11 protein-coding genes are annotated in these 15,315 nt (G+C 74.1%); 2 read left to right on the forward strand and 9 right to left on the reverse strand.

The window, feature by feature from the left end; translation table 11 throughout:
- From ftsW to mraZ, 9 genes are all read right to left on the reverse strand, one after another.
- Positions 1-1,320, reverse strand: a complete 1,320-nt coding sequence (gene ftsW, locus HHX40_RS00970; RefSeq protein WP_182879462.1) for a putative lipid II flippase FtsW — start codon at positions 1,318-1,320, stop codon at positions 1-3.
- A 185-nt stretch (positions 1,321-1,505) separates the two neighbouring features.
- Positions 1,506-2,882, reverse strand: a complete 1,377-nt coding sequence (gene murD, locus HHX40_RS00975; protein WP_182879070.1) for a UDP-N-acetylmuramoyl-L-alanine--D-glutamate ligase — start codon at positions 2,880-2,882, stop codon at positions 1,506-1,508.
- Entirely contained in the window at positions 2,864-3,940 is a 1,077-nt protein-coding gene (mraY, locus tag HHX40_RS00980; protein ID WP_111701208.1) for a phospho-N-acetylmuramoyl-pentapeptide-transferase, read from the reverse strand. The genes murD and mraY overlap by 19 nt, the downstream gene beginning before the upstream one ends.
- Positions 3,937-5,304 (reverse strand): UDP-N-acetylmuramoyl-tripeptide--D-alanyl-D-alanine ligase, encoded by a 1,368-nt coding sequence (gene murF / locus HHX40_RS00985; RefSeq protein ID WP_182879071.1) that lies wholly within the window; start codon positions 5,302-5,304, stop codon positions 3,937-3,939. Before murF ends, mraY begins: the two co-directional genes overlap by 4 nt.
- Positions 5,305-5,445: 141 nt before the next feature.
- Complete coding sequence (locus tag HHX40_RS00990; RefSeq protein WP_182879463.1) at positions 5,446-7,068, reverse strand: UDP-N-acetylmuramoyl-L-alanyl-D-glutamate--2,6-diaminopimelate ligase; 1,623 nt, start codon at positions 7,066-7,068, stop codon at positions 5,446-5,448.
- Positions 7,069-7,181: 113 nt separating this feature from the next.
- Positions 7,182-8,912: a penicillin-binding protein 2 gene (locus HHX40_RS00995; RefSeq protein ID WP_310737888.1), complete on the reverse strand. Its 1,731-nt coding sequence runs from the start codon at positions 8,910-8,912 to the stop codon at positions 7,182-7,184.
- A 1,094-nt stretch (positions 8,913-10,006) separates the two neighbouring features.
- Positions 10,007-10,945 carry a hypothetical protein gene (locus HHX40_RS01000; protein ID WP_182879072.1) on the reverse strand — a complete coding sequence of 313 codons (939 nt, stop codon included), beginning with the start codon at positions 10,943-10,945 and terminating at the stop codon, positions 10,007-10,009.
- Positions 10,942-11,865, reverse strand: coding sequence for a 16S rRNA (cytosine(1402)-N(4))-methyltransferase RsmH (rsmH, locus tag HHX40_RS01005; protein ID WP_182879073.1), 924 nt, complete (start codon positions 11,863-11,865; stop codon positions 10,942-10,944). The genes HHX40_RS01000 and rsmH overlap by 4 nt, the downstream gene beginning before the upstream one ends.
- A 289-nt stretch (positions 11,866-12,154) precedes the next feature.
- Complete coding sequence (mraZ, locus tag HHX40_RS01010) at positions 12,155-12,586, reverse strand: division/cell wall cluster transcriptional repressor MraZ (protein ID WP_117409747.1); 432 nt, start codon at positions 12,584-12,586, stop codon at positions 12,155-12,157.
- A 484-nt stretch (positions 12,587-13,070) separates the two neighbouring features.
- On the opposite strand from mraZ, the gene HHX40_RS01015 reads away from it, so the two are divergent.
- Entirely contained in the window at positions 13,071-14,051 is a 981-nt protein-coding gene (locus tag HHX40_RS01015; protein WP_182879074.1) for an AAA family ATPase, read from the forward strand.
- 21 nt (positions 14,052-14,072) lie between these two features.
- Positions 14,073-15,299: a DUF58 domain-containing protein gene (locus HHX40_RS01020; RefSeq protein ID WP_182879075.1), complete on the forward strand. Its 1,227-nt coding sequence runs from the start codon at positions 14,073-14,075 to the stop codon at positions 15,297-15,299.
- Positions 15,300-15,315 lie beyond the last annotated feature (16 nt).

Genomic DNA, 15,315 nt, shown 5'->3' on the forward strand with positions numbered 1-15,315 from the left:
TCACTCCCTGCTCTCTCGCGGATGTTCCCGCGGACGTTCTCGCGAATGCTCCCGCGTCGTTCCCACTCGTGCCGTACGCGGCCGTGCCGTCCGCCGGACGGCCTCGCGCGGGGACGCGGGCCGGCGCCAGGCTCGGGCGTTCAGGCCAAGCCAGCTTAGAGCCCGCGCGACCGGTCCGGGGCCACGGGCCGCCAGCGCCTCGGCCGCGCCCGGCTCCCGTTTGGCGAACGACAGCAGCATGCCGAGCGCCGCGAGCGTCGGCAGCAGCGCCGATCCGCCGTACGACACGAGCGGCAGCGGGATGCCGGTGACCGGGAAGGCCCCGATGACCGCACCGATGTTGACGACGGCCTGCCCGGCGATCCAGGCGGTGGCGGCGGCGGACGCGAGCCGGACGAAGGGGTCCCTGGTCCGCATGGCGATGCGCAGGCCCGCGTAGCCGAGCAGGCCGAACAGCGCGACCACCACGAGCGTCCCCAGCAGCCCGAGCTCCTCGCCGATGATGGAGAAGATGAAGTCGCTCTCGGCGTGGGGCAGATAGTTCCACTTCTGCCGGCTGGCGCCCAGCCCGATGCCGAACCAGCCGCCCGACCCGATCGCCATCAGCCCCTGCACGGACTGGAACCCCTCGTGCTGCGCGGTCTCCCACGGATTCAGGAAGCCGGTCAGGCGGCGGAGCCGGTAGGGCTCGGCGATGATCATAGTGGCGGTCGCCAGCGCGAGCAGCCCGAGGATGCCGCCGAAGAGCCGCACGGGCGCGCCGACCACCCACAGCAGCGCCAGGAAGATCATCATGAGCACGAGCGTCGTGCCGAGGTCGCGCCCGAGCATGACCAGGACGGCCAAGAGGGCCACGCCCGGCATCAGGGGGATCAGCAGCTGACGCCACTCGATGCGGCCCGCGCGCGCCCGCGTCGCGAGCAGGTCGGCCCCCCACAGCACCAGGGCCAGCTTCGCCGGCTCCGACGGCTGCACCGAGAACGGGCCGATGACGATCCACCGCTGGGCGCCCAGCAGTTCCTGGCCGAGGAAGATGACCATCAGCAGGCCGAGGATCGACAGGCCCATCAGCGGATAGCCGGCGAGGCGGAAGAACCGCTGCGGCAGCCGGGAGCACACCCACATGAGCGGGAGCCCGATCGCCACCGAGGTGACCTGCTTCAGGAACCAGTAGAACGGGTTCCCGGTCCGCTGCAGCGCCTCGATGCTCGACGCCGACAGCACCATCATCAGCCCGAGGGCGAGCAGCAGCGCGCTGCAGCCCAGCACGAGGTGGTAGGACGTCAGCGGGCGGCCGAGCAGCTCGCGCAGCGCCGCGATCTGGGTGCCGGCCCAGCCGCCCGGTGCCTGCTCGCCCGGCGTTCGCTCGCCCGCTGTTCGCTCGCTCTGTGTTCGCTGACCTCGGGCCCGCTCGCTCTGTGCCCGCTCCCCCCGGGTCCGGCCCGCCGGGGCGCCGGCCGGGCTGCCGGTCTGGCCCGGCACCCGGTCGCTCGCCGTCCGGTCGCTCACGGTGCCGCCAGGCGGTGCACGGCTGCGGCGAAGGCCTCCCCACGCGCTCCGTAGCCGGCGTACATGTCCAGTGACGCTCCGGCGGGGGCGAGCAGCACGGTGTCACCCGGAGAGGCGAGCCGGGCGGCTTCGGCGACGACGCGGTCCATGACCCCAGTGTCTTGCCCCGGCACGTCCACGACGGGGACATTCGCGGCGTGTCGCGCCAATGCCCGGCGGATCAGCTCGCGGTCGGCCCCCAGCAGCACCGCGCCGCGCAGCCGGGGCGCGGCCTGCCGTACGAGGTCGTTCACGTCGGCGCCCTTGAGCTGGCCGCCCGCGATCCACACGATCGAGGGGTAGGCGGCCAGCGACGCGGCCGCCGCGTGCGGGTTGGTGGCCTTGGAATCGTCCACGTAGACGACGTCCCCCACCGTCGCGACGTGCGCGATGCGGTGCGGGTCGGGCGTGAACTCGCGCAGGCCCCGCCGTACGGCCTCGGGCGGCACGCCGTGGGCGCGGGCCAGGGCCGCGGCGGCGAGCGCGTTGGAGACGTTGTGCGGCGCGAAGGGGCACACGTCCTCCAGCGAGGCCAGCTCCTCCGCCGAGGACGCCGGGTCGGCCACGAAGGCCCGGTCGACCAGCAGGTCCTCCACGATCCCGAGCTGCCCGGGCCGCGGCACGGCGAGTGTGAAGCCCACCTGGGAGGCGTACGGCTCGGCCAGGCGCGACGACCACGCGTCGTCGGCGTTGAACACGACGGTCCCGGCGGCGGTGAAGACCCGAGCCTTGGCGGCGGCGTACTCCTCCATCGAGCCGTGCCAGTCGATGTGGTCGGGCGCGACGTTGAGCACGGCCCCCGCGAGCGGCGCGAGGCTCGACGACCAGTGGAGCTGGAAGCTCGACAGCTCCACGGCCAGCACGTCGTACGGGCCGTCCACGGCCTCCACGATCGGCACGCCGACGTTGCCCACGGCGAGGGCCCGGTGCCCGGCGGCGGACAGGATGGAGGCGAGCATGCGGACGGCGGTGGTCTTGCCGTTGGTGCCGGTCAGCGCCAGCCAGGGGGCGGCGTGCTCCCCGCGCAGCCGCCAGGCCAGCTCGACCTCCCCGATCACCTCGGCGCCCGCCTTCCCGGCCGCGACGAGGAGCGGATGAGCAGGCCGCCAGCCGGGCGAGGTGACCACGAGCGAGACGCCCTCGGGCAGGGCGGGCTCGCCGAACCGCACCTCCACCCCGAGGGCTTCGAGGTCGGCGGCCGCGGCGCGCTGCCGCTCGCCGTCCACCGCCTCGAGGACGGTCACCCGCTCGCCGCGGCGGGCCAGGGCCCGGGCCGCGGCCGCGCCCGACACGCCGAGACCGGCGACGACCACACTCACTGCTTCGGCATCCATTCGAGGTAGAACAGGCCGAGACCGGCGGCCACGCACAGCGCGGCGATCAGCCAGAAGCGGACCACGATCGTGGTCTCGGCCCAGCCGGACAGCTCGAAGTGGTGCTGGAGCGGAGCCATCCGGAAGACCCGTTTGCGGGTCATCTTGAAGAACCCGACCTGGATGATCACCGACATCGTGATGAGCGCGAACAGGCCGCCCAGGATGACCAGCAGGAGCTGGGTCCGGGTGGTGAAGGCCAGACCGGCGATCACGCCGCCGAGGGCCAGCGAGCCGGTGTCGCCCATGAAGATCTTGGCGGGCGGGGCGTTCCACCACAGGAAGCCCAGACAGGCCCCCAGCACCGCCGCCGCGACCACCGCCAGGTCGAGCGGATCTCGCACCCAGTAGCAGTTGGGGCCGAAGCCGACCGTCGTGCAGCTGTTGCGCAGCTGCCAGTTGCCGATCAGCACGTACGCCGCGAGGACCAGGCAGGTGGCGCCGGAGGCCAGGCCGTCGAGCCCGTCGGTCAGGTTCACCGCGTTGGAGAAGCCCACGATGAAGAACAGGACCCAGACGACGAACCCGATGAGCCCGATGGACGGCCCGATGTCCCGCAGGAACGACACCCGCGTGTCGGCCGGGGTCACGGCGTAGGCGTTGGGGAACCGCAGCACGAGCACCGCGAAGACCGCGCCGACGACGAGCTGGCCGGCGGCCTTGGCGCCACTGCGCAGGCCCAGGCTCCGCTGCTTGTAGATCTTGATGAAGTCGTCGAGGAAGCCGACCGCCCCGAGGCCGGTCATCAGGAACAGCACCAGCAGGCCCGAGGCCGTCGGAGGGTCGCTGACCGCCGAGAAGACGGTCACCCCGTGGGCCAGGAAGTAGCCGATCAGCGCGGCGATCACGATCACCGTGCCGCCCATTGTGGGAGTGCCCTTCTTGTCGTAGTGACCCGACGGGCCCTCCTCCCGGATGTTCTGGCCGTACCCGCGCCGGGCGAACAGCCGGATGGCCAGCGGCGTGCCGACCATGGACAGCAGCAGCGAGATCGCCCCCGCGATGAGGATGTTCCTCACCGGGCGTCACCTCCGAGGATCGCCTCGGCGACCCGCTCGAGCCCGGCCGCACGCGGCCCCTTCACCAGCACCGCGTCCCCGGGCGCGAGCCGGTCCGACAGCTCCCGGGCCGCCGCGGCGGCGTCGGGCGCGTGGATCGCGCCGGGGGCGCCCCTGAGCACCGGCCCGGCGTCCTCCCCCACGACGATCACCGCTTCCAGCCCCGCGCCGGCGGCCAGCCGCCCGAGGTCCTCGTTCAGCGCCGGGCCGTCCTCGCCCAGCTCGCGCAGCGCGGCGATCACCGCGAACCGCCGCCGCCCGGCGCCGATGACCCCGAGGCTGCCGAAGGCGGCCCGCATGGAGTCGGGGTTGGCGTTGTACGCGTCGTTGATCACGGTCACGCCGTCGGGCCGGTCGGTGACCTCCATCCGCCAGCGGCTGCGCGGCTCGGCCGCCGACAGCTCCTCGGCGATGGCCGCCACCGGCAGGCCCAGCTCGTAGGCGGCGGCCGCGGCGGCCAGGGCGTTCTCGACGGCGTGCGCGCCGTACAGGCGCAGCCGCACCGGGGCGGCGCCGGACGGCGTGCGCAGCGTGAACGAGGCGCGGCCGGCCGCGTCGAGCGTCTCGTCCTCCGCCCGCACGTGCGCGCGGGCCGCGCGGCCGAACCAGGTCACCCTAGCCTCCGTACGGCCGGCCATCTCGCTGACCAGCGGATCGTCGGCGTTGAGCACCGCGGTCCCGTCGGCGGGCAGCGCCTCGACGAGCTCGCCCTTGGCCCGGGCGATCGCCTCCTTGCCGCCGAACACGCCGAGATGGGCGGTGCCGACGTTCAGCACCACGCCGATGCGCGGCGGGGCGATCTCCGCCAGGTAGGCGATGTGGCCGATGTTGCGCGCGCTCAGTTCGAGCACGAGGAACCGGGTGCCCTCGTCGGCCTTGAGCACGGTCAGCGGATGGCCGATCTCGTTGTTGTACGAGCCGACAGGCGCGACCGTCGGGCCCATCCGCGCGGCGAGCCCGGCCAGCAGGTCCTTGGTCGTGGTCTTGCCCGCGGAGCCGGTCACGCCCACCACGGTCGTGCCGGGCAGCTCCCTCACCACGGCGTTCGCCAGGGCGGCCAGGGCGGCCTGGGGGTCCCCCACGATCACGGCCGGCGCGTCGACCGGCCGGGTGGCGAGGACGGCGGCGGCGCCCGCCTCGTGGGCCTGCCGGGCGAAGTCGTGCCCGTCGGCCCGCTCCCCCTTGATCGCCACGAAGAGCGAGCCGGGCACGACCGCCCGCGAGTCGATCACGACCGGTCCTCGGACCACGGCCGCGGGGTCGGCCAGGCCGTTCAGGGCTCCCGACGTGATCTCGGCGACCCGGGCCAGCGGCAACGGGATCATGTGTCTGTCCTGCTCTCTTTCGCGTCGCTTGTCGGGCCCCCGTGAAGCGGTGGAGCACCGTCACCCGGAGCGCTGTCAACCGGAGCCATGTGAACCGGAGCCATGTGACCCGGGACGCCTGGGGCGCTCCGTAACACCGCCTCACGCACCGGCGGTCTCCCCTGCGGCCCGCCGTGCCCGGTTCCGCTCCGCGATGGCCGCGGCGGCCACCTCACGGTCGTCGAAGGGGATGACCTCGCCCCCGACATACTGCCCCAGCTCGTGTCCCTTGCCCGCCACAACTACCACATCTCCGGGCGAAGCACCGCCGACGGCCAGGCGGATGGCGGCCGCCCGATCCGGCTCCACGACGACGTGCGCCCTCTCCTGCGGAGGTACCCGCAGCGCGCCCTCCAGCATCGCGGCGAGGATCGCGAGCGGGTCCTCCGTACGAGGATTGTCGCTGGTCAGGATCGCCACGTCGGCGAGGCGGGCGGCGGCCTCGCCCATCATCGGGCGCTTGCCGCGGTCGCGGTCGCCGCCGCAGCCCAGCACGACGACCAGGCGCCCAGCGGGCCCGTCGTCCGGTGTGCCGTCCGGCCCCTTGTCCGGGCCGTCGTCCAGCACCGCCCGCAGCGAGTTGAGCACCGACTCCACCGCGCCCGGCTTGTGCGCGTAGTCGACGATCACCTGCACGTCCCCCGGCACGTCGCCGTCGCCCGGCACCCGCTCCATCCGGCCGGGGACGCCGGTGAACTCGCCGACGCCGGTCACCGCGGCCTGCAGCGGGACGCCCGTCTCCACCAGCGCGACCAGCGCGCCGAGCGTGTTGGCCACGTTGAACGGGCCGGGCAGCGCCACCGCCACGTCGGCCTCGACCCCTCCGGGGCCGACGAGGCGGAACCGGCTGCCGCCGGAGCCGAGGCGGACGTCCTCGGCGCGCCAGTCGGCCTCCGGCGCTCCCGTGGCGGAGAACGTGGTGATCGGGATCTTGGCCGTGCCGGCCAGCTCGCGGCCGTGGGCGTCGTCGGCGTTCACCACCCCGAGACGGCTGAACTCGGGGGTGAACAGGCGCGCCTTCGCCGCGAAGTAGTCGTCCAGGTCCCGGTGGAAGTCCAGGTGGTCCTGCGACAGGTTCGTGAAGATCGACACCTCGTAGAAGAGGCCGTCCACCCGGCCGAGGGCCAGGGCGTGGCTGGAGACCTCCATGGCCGCGGCGCTCACGCCCTGCTCGCGCATCAGCGCGAACAGGGCCTGCAGGTCGGTCGCCTCGGGAGTGGTCAGATCGGGCGTGAACCGCACGTCCCCGGCGCGGATCTCCACGCCGCCGACGAGGCCGGTGCGGTGGCCCGCCGCCCGCAGTCCCGCCTCCAGCAGGAAGGTGGAGGTGGACTTGCCGCTGGTGCCGGTCACGCCGATGAGCGTGATGCCGGACGCGGGCCTGCCGTACACCCAGGAGGCCACCTGCCCGAGCACCGCCCGCGGGTCGGGCACGACGAGCACCGGCAGACCGGTGGCCGCGGCCGCGTCACGGCCCTCGGGGTCGGTGAGGATCGCCGCCGCGCCCGCCGCGAGGGCGGCTCCGGCGAACTCCGCGCCGTGCCGGGAGGCGCCGGCCACCGCCACGTACAGGTCGCCGCGCCGCACCCGGCGCGAGTCGAGGGTGACGCCGGTGACGGCGCCGCGGACCACCCGCGCTCCGGGGGAGGGCACGGCCGACGACGACGGGCCGAGCAGGGACGCGAGCGCGGACAGCGGGCGGGCCTGGGCGGCCTCTGGACGCATGGACGACGCGGAACGCACGGCGAGAGCGTACCCCTCTCCGCCGCTCTCCTCCGCCACCCGGCCGTCCGTCACCGGGGCCCGCGTGGTCTCCACCCCGGCCGGTTGGGTCCCGGTCACTCCGCGGGGCGAAGGACCATCGCGGGCGCCTTCGTGCCGGTCGGGGGGATCTTCCTGCTCTTCAACGCGAAAGTCATGACGTCCTTGAACACCGGGGCGGCGACGGCGCCGCCGTAGTGGTCCTTCTTCGGGTCCTGGATGACGGCCAGGGCCATCAGCCGGGGCTGGTCGGCGGGGGCGAAGCCCACGAACGTCGCGGTGTATCCGCAGTATCCCGCGCACTTCTCGTCGTACCGCATCGCTGTGCCGGTCTTGCCCGCGACACGGTAGCCCTCGATCGAGGCCTCCTCTCCCGTGCCCTCGTGGCCGACCGCGGCCTCCAGCATGAGCGCGATGGATCGGGCGGTCGTCTCGCCGATCACCCGCGTGCCCTTGGCGGCCGGAGCGGCGACGAACGCGCCGTGCGCGTCGGTGGTGCCCGCCACGATCGAGGGGGTCACCCGCACTCCTCCGTTGGCGATCGTCTGGTAGACGCTGGCCATCTGCAGCGCGGTGACCGAGATGCCCTGGCCGTAGGCGATCGTACAGCGCTGGCTGCCCGACCACGTCTGCCACTGGGGCAGCAGGCCGTCCTGCTCGCCGGGGACGCCCGAGCCGCTGCGCGCGCCGAACCCGAAGGACCGGAACATGTCGTACAGCCGCTGGCTGGAGATCTTCTCCGCCGCCATGATGGTGCCCACGTTGCTCGACTCCGCGAGGACCCCGGTGAACGTCATCGACTCGGGCCCGTGCGGGTGGGCGTCCTTGAGCTGCTGGTCGGCGCACTGAATGTGGTCGGGCACCCGGAAGACGGTGTCGGGCGTGACCACCCCCGCCTCCATCGCCGCGGCGGCCGTGATGACCTTGTTGGTGCTGCCCGGCTCGAAGATCTCCGACACCGCGCGGTTGGCGCGGTCCTCCGCCGGGGCGGACTGCCAGTCGTTGAGGTCGGCCTGGGGCGCGTTGGCCATGGCGAGGATCCGGCCGGTGGCCACGTCCATCACGATCACGCTGCCGCTGCGCGCCCCGGTGTCGTGCACCCGCCGGGCCAGCGTCTGCTCGGCGGCCCACTGCAGGTCCCGGTCGATGGTCAGCCGGACGTCCCGTCCGGGCACCGGCGCCTCGCGCTGGCTGCGTGTCATCGGGATGCGCTGGCGGTTCGCGCCGAGCTCGATGCTCTGCTTGCCGTCCCGGCCCGCGAGGACGTCGTTGTACGCGCTCTCCAGGCCCTCCAGGCCCCGGCCGTCCACTCCGGTGAAGCCGAGCAGGCCGCCGGCGAGCGACTTGCCGGGGTAGAGACGGCGGTAGGTCTCCTTGGTGCCCACGCCCCTGAGCTTGAAGCCCATGATGCGCTTGGCCCGCAGCGGCTCGACGTCGCGCGCCAGCGGGATGTAACGCTGGGTGGTCTTGGCCAGCGCGGCGTCGATGTCCTGCCTGGGCTTGTTCAGCTCGCGCGCCAGCGTGGTGGCGACCAGGTCGCGCTTGGCCGGGTCGACGTCCTTGGGGTCGACGTAGACCTCTCTTGCCTCGACCGTCACCGCGAGCTCGTGGCCCTCCGCGTCGGTGATCGCGCCGCGCCGCGCCGGCAGGATCTCGGGCTGCACCCGCTGCTGCACGGCCTTCGCCTGGAGCACCTTGGAGTCGAGCCCCTGCAGCTGCACCAGCCGTCCGGCGAACAGCGACAGCACGATCGCCATCACCAGCATCGCCGCCCGCAGCCGCCGTACGGGGTTGCCCAGCCGCAGCACGGCCGGCGGGCGCGGGGGTGGCGGCGGCCCGCCCGGCGCCCGGAGCGGACGCGGCGGGGTGCGCCCTGATGTGCGCGGCGGTGCGCCTGCTGGTGTACGCGGTGGAGTGCCTGTCGGGGTGCGCGGCGGAGTGCCTGTTGGGTTGCGCGGCGGGGTCCGCGGTGGAGTGCCGGCCGTCCGGGCACGGCCCTGGCCCGCGCCGCCCGGCGCTCTTCCGCCCGGGGCTTCCGCGGCCGATCCGCCCCTGGGCGAGGGTCCGGCTCCCGGCGCGCCCTTGCCGGAGGCACCGGCGCCCGTGGCGCTCCTGGGCGAGGCCCCACCGCCCGGCGCGCCCCCGGAGGACGCTCCCCTGGCCGAGGCCGCTCCGGCGGGCGGGCGGGCCCCACCGGCGCCGCGGGACGGGACGTCGCCCCCGGCGCCCGCGCGGGACCGGGCCGGCGTCTGAGCGCCGCTCCCCGCGCCACGTGGCCGCCCCGCGGCTCCGCCTCGGCCCCGATCCGAGCCGCCGCTCCCGGCCCGGGACGCACCGTCGCCCGGCACGCTCTGATCGGCCGCGCGCTCGCCTCCCGCACGGTTGCCCGCACGGTTGCCGGGACGGCCACTCGCCGCGCGGCCGCCCGGCACACGCTGGTCCGCCGCGCGCTCGCCACCCGCGCGGCTACCCGCAGGGCCACTCGCCGCGCGGCTGCCCGAGACGCGGTCCGCTGCCACGCGCTCGCCTCCCGCGCGGTCACGCGCCGCGCGGCCGCCCGGCACGCGGTCGCCGTCCGTACGATCACGGGCCGCACGGGTGTCGCGGGCGGGGCGGTCGGGGGCTGCGGCGTCACGGTCCGCGGGGCCTCTCGTGCGGCCGGCGTCGCCGCCGCGCCCGGCTCCGCCGCCGGCGCCCGGGCGTGCCGGGCGTGCGGGGCGGCCGGACGCCTCGCCGGACCCGGGATCGGACGGGCGGCCGGGACGGCCGGGTTTCTGCGGTCCGTCCTGACGGGAGGGCCGCCCCGGGGACCCCGGGTCGCGCCTGCCGCCGCCCGGGCCCTGGCCGCCGCCACGCCCGGTGGGACCCCCGCGGCCGGGACCCGGGTTCCGGCCGCTGTCTCTCACCGGTCCGTGCCCTCCTCCGTGCCCTCCTCCTGGCCCTGCTGCCCGGCCGTGCCCTCGCCCGTCGTGATGAACCGAGGGGCGGAGCGGTCCTGCTCCAGGCCCTGCCCACGACCCGCCTCGTCCACCGCGCCGGGCTGGCTCCACGTGCGGAGCAGGTTCTCCTGCTCGGCGGCCTGCCGGTGCAGGTCGTCGATGCTCGACCGCAGGTCGGTCAGCTTGAACGAGTCCTGCGCGAGGACCGTGTTGAGCAGCAGGAGGGTCACCAGACCCCCGCACATGAGACCCACGACGAGCAGCACGAACGGCGCACGCGGAGGCCGCCGGAACGCTCGCCGCGCCATTCTGGCACGTGGGGACGTCGCCGGGGAGGCAGCGGCGCCCGCGCCACGCCGGGCGCGTCCCGGCGCGGGCGCGGCCTCGGCGGTGTCCCGGCGCTCCCGCTCCGGGCTCTCCCGGCGCGGCGTCTCACGCTCCGGCGTCTCCCGGAGCGGCCTCTCACGGAGCGGCCTCTCACTGGGCGGCGCGACACGGCCGGCTGCGGCCGCCCGTACGGCGTCGCGCTTGGGGGCCGCGGCGGATCCGGCGGCGGTCTTCGCCGGGGCCCTGCCCTTCCGGGGAGCCGCGGGGGCCTCCTGCCGGGCCCTCGCCTCGGCGCGGGCGGGCGTGGCGGCGGGGGCCGCCGCGCGGCCGCGTCCGGTCGCGCCGCCGCGGGGAGCCGGGACGGCCTCGCGCGGGAGTGCGTCGTTCACGGCGGCGGGCCGGGCCCGGCGCGGCTGGTCGTCCTCACGCCGGCGGCGCGCGCCGCCGAGGGGCCTGTCGGGAGTCGCGACGGTCTCGCCCGCCGATCCGGCGGCCTGGCCCGGCACCCGGCCGGGCACGCGGGACGGCGCGGCCACGCGTCCGGCCGCCCTCCTGCTCTCCTGCTCTGTCCTCATCCCTCGCGGATCCTCTCTGCCGCCCGCAAGCGGGCCGAGGCCGCCCGCGGGTTGCGGGCCACCTCTTCGTCGTCCGGGAGCTCCGCTCCCCTCGTCAGAAGGCGGAACCGAGGCTGGTGCGCCTCCAACGGGACCGGCAGCCCCGGAGGGCTGGTGTCCTTGGTTCGCGCCGCGAGGACCCGCTTGGTGAGCCGGTCCTCCAGGGAGTGGTAGGCGAGCACGACAACGCGCCCGCCCAGTGCGAGCGCGCCGAGCGCGGCCGGGAGCGCGCGCTCCAGCGCGGTCAGCTCTCCGTTCACCTCGATGCGCAGCGCCTGGAACGTTCTCTTGGCCGGGTTGCCCCCGGTCCGCCTCGTCGCGGCGGGTATCGCCGCGCGTACGAGGTCGGCGAGCCGTTTCGTGCTGGTGATGGGGTCCTTGGCACGCTCCTTGACGAGGAGGTTCGCCACGCGTGCCGCGAAGCGCTCCTCGCCGTAGTCGCGCAGGATGCGGATCAGGTCCGCGACCGGGTAGGTGTTCACCACGTGCTCGGCGGTGAGCTCCTGGTCGCGGTCCATCCGCATGTCGAGGGGGGCGTCGTAGGAGTAGGCGAAACCGCGCTCGGCCTCGTCGAGCTGAGGGGAGGACACGCCGAGGTCGAACAGCGCGGCGTCGATGCGGGGCCGTCCGGCGTCATGGAGCACGTCGGCCAGTTCGTCGGAGACGGCGCGCACCAGGGTGATCCGGTCCGCGTACGGCGCGAGCCGTGCGGTGGAGCGCGCGATGGCGGTGGGGTCGCGGTCGATTCCGACGAGGTGGAGGGAGGGGTGGGCGGCGAGAAGCGCCTCGGCATGCCCGCCGAGACCGAGGTTGGCGTCCACGGCCACCGGCTCCGGTCCGGTGAGCGCCGGAGCGAGCAACTCCAGCACGCGATCGAGCATGACCGGAACGTGACCACCCGGCTGACCGGGCTCGTACGACAACGCTTCCAACCCCCATTACGCCGCTGTACTCGCGGATTCGCGGCTGTGCCGCCGGTGACTACCCAACGGATCCCCACCCATGCCGGTTCCTTCAGGGGAACCGACCCGCCCGGCCAGGTCCCCATCCGCGTCGCCTGCCGTGGCGTCTGACACCGGGGAAGGTGCATCAGCTGCCATCTGGGAGCGGGTGGAGACCTCGCCGAACGTCACCGACGGGTCTTCTGATCGAACGAGAAAGGGAATCGAGCTACAGGATCCCGGGCAGCACCTCCTCCGACAGATCGGAGAATGCCTGCTCCTGGGCATCCAGGTAGGTGTCCCACGCCTGGGCGTCCCAGATCTCCAGACGCGTGTTGGCGCCGATGACGACGCAGTCGCGTTCCAGCCCGGCGTACCGCCTGAGCGTCTGGGGAATCGTGATGCGCCCCTGCTTGTCCGGCATCTCGTCGGACGCGCTGGCGAAGAAGACACGGCTGTAGTCGCGGACCGCCTTGGCCGTCACCGGTGCGGTGCGCAGGGCCTCGGTGATGCGCTGGAACTCCTCTACGGGGAAGACGTAGAGGCAGCGCTCCTGGCCTTTGGTGATCACCAGACCCTCCGCCAGCTCCTCGCGATACTTCGCCGGCAGGAACAGCCGTCCTTTGTCGTCGAGGCGCGGGTGGTGGGTGCCGAGAAACACCGGACCCACCTCCTGTGCCTTGCGGAGCGCTCAGCTCTGTAGCCTCTGCCCTCCACTGCGCACCACCATACTCCACTTCTCCCCACCGTCAACTGATTCCGGCCGTGTCCGCATTCGAAATCGGCGGCGTTTTCGCAGGTGAAATGGGGTGGGTCGGAGTGGGGCGCCGCGCCGCCCCCCGCCCGCGTGCGGGCGTGTCGGCCCACGGCGCGACCCTTGACGCGCAGGGGGTTCCGGCCGGGCGCCCGGCCCGGTGGGGGAAGGGGCGGGAAAGCGGGTGGGGGGAAGTGGAGCGGCCCGGGTCGCGTCCCGGGATTCGACCGGTCGCGGTACGTGACCGCGAAAGGTCAGGACTCTACGCGCACTTCACCCTGATTTCTGGACAAAGTCGCCCGCGAACCACAGGGGACATAAGGTCGGTACACAGAATGGAAAAGGAACGTTTAACGCCCCATTCTCGGGGACGCACCCTCATGGAGGCCTGGTGGCTGTAACACCCGACGTCACCGACGCGACAGCCCCGCTTGAGGATCTGGTGGACACCGCCCATCGGATCCGCAACGCGATCGAATCCGTGATCGAGGGCAAGAGCGACGTCGTCCGCCTGACTCTCACCGTGCTCCTGGCGGAGGGCCACCTGCTGATCGAGGACGTGCCCGGCGTCGGCAAGACCATGCTCGCCAAGGCTCTGGCCCGCTCCATCGACTGCCCGGTCAAGCGCGTGCAGTTCACGCCCGACCTGCTGCCGAGCGACATCACCGGGGTCAGCGCGTACAACCAGCAGACGCGGGAGTTCGAGTTCAAGCCGGGCCCGGTGTTCGCGAACATCGTCGTCGGCGACGAGATCAACCGCGCCTCCCCCAAGACGCAGTCGGCGCTGCTGGAGTGCATGGAGGAGCACCAGGTGACGGTCGACGGCGTCACCTACACGCTGGAGTCGCCGTTCATGGTCATCGCGACGCAGAACCCCATCGAGATGGAGGGCACCTATCCCCTCCCCGAGGCGCAGCGCGACCGGTTCACCGCCAAGATCGCCATGGGCTACCCCGAGCCGGCGGCCGAGCTGGAGATGCTCGACGTGCACGGCGCCTCCCAGCCGCTCGACAAGATGGAGCCGGTGGCGACCACGGCCGAGGTGGCCGCGCTGATCCGGGCCGTCCGCGCCGTCTACGTCTCCCAGCCGGTCAAGCGCTACGCCGTCGACATGGTCGCGGCCACCCGGAGCTCCGCCGACCTGCGGCTGGGCGCGTCCCCGCGCGCCACCCTCCATCTGGTGCGCAGCGCGCGGGCCCACGCGGCGCTGTCCGGCCGCGACTACGTGATTCCCGACGACCTTCAGGATCTGGCCGTTCCCGTGCTGGCGCACCGCCTCCTGCCCAGCCTCGAGGCGCAGGGGCAGCGCCGCCGGCCGGAGCAGTTCGTCGACGAGCTGCTGCGGCGCGTCCCCGTCCCGGACGCGCACTGACGAGAAAGTGACGGAGGGCTGATGCCCGGCCTGAAGGCTCTGACATCGCGGGGACGGTCGTTCCTCGCCTCCGGCGTGGCGGCCCTGGTGTGCGCCCTCGTCCTGGGCGAGCAGGACCTGCTGCGCGTGGCCGTACTGATCATCGCGATGCCGTTGATCGCGTCGCTGGTCGTGACACGCACCCGCTACCGCCTGTCCTGCACCCGCCGGCTCGGCCCGGCGCGGGTGCAGGCCGGCGAGGAGAGCACGGTCACCCTGCGGCTGGAGAACGTCACGCGGTTGCCCACCGGGCTGCTGCTGGTGGAGGACACCGTGCAGTACGCGCTGGGCACCCGGCCGAGGTTCGTCCTGGACCGGATGGAGCCGCGCGGCGTCCGGGAGATCGACTACAAGGTCGGCTCGGACCTGCGCGGGCGTTTCCCGATCGGGCCGCTGTCCGTGCGGATCGCCGACCCGTTCGGGCTGGTGGAGCTGACCCGCTCGTTCACCGTCACCGACACGCTCGTGGTCACCCCCGAGGTGGTGCCGCTGCCGCAGGTACGCCTGTCGGGCGACCACACCGGCGGGGGCGACAGCCGTACGCGGTCGGTCGCGGCGGCGGGCGACGACGACGTGGCGCCACGTGAGTATCGCCAGGGGGACGACCTGCGCCGGGTCCACTGGCGGTCGACGGCGCGGCGCGGCGAGCTGATGGTCAGGCGCGAGGAGCAGGAGTGGCAGAGCCGCGGCGCGCTGCTGCTCGACACCCGCAGGTACGCCCACCGGGGCGAGGGGCCGCGCTCGTCGTTCGAGGTGGCGGTCTCCGCCGCCGCGTCCATCGGGGTCCACCTGTCCGCCGAGGGACTCGCCCTGCGCCTGGTCACCGACCAGGGCGCGCGGCAGACGGTGGACACCGGCCAGTCGTGGTCGCTGCTCGACACGCTCGCGGTCGTCCGGCAGAGCTCGGCGCGGTCCCTGGAGCACGGCGTCGGCGCGCTGCGCCAGGGCGGCGGGGAAGGCCTGATCATCGCGGTCCTCGGCGCGCTCGACCCCGAGGAGGCCCACGCCCTCGCGCGGCTCCGGCACCCGGGCGTGACCGCCGTGGCGGTGCTGCTCGATCTGGCCGGCTGGGACGGTTCCGGCGGCGAGCACGCGCAGGCCGCCCGGTCGGTGCTGACCGGGGTCGGCTGGCGGGTGCTCGACCTGCCCGCCGGCGCCTCGCTCGCGACCGTGTGGCCCGAGGCCGGAAACAGCAGGAGCGCGGCCTGAGCCGGCCGGGCTGCCC

The organism is Microbispora sp. H10949, assembly GCF_014161435.1.
Classification (GTDB): Bacteria; Actinomycetota; Actinomycetes; order Streptosporangiales; family Streptosporangiaceae; genus Microbispora; species Microbispora triticiradicis.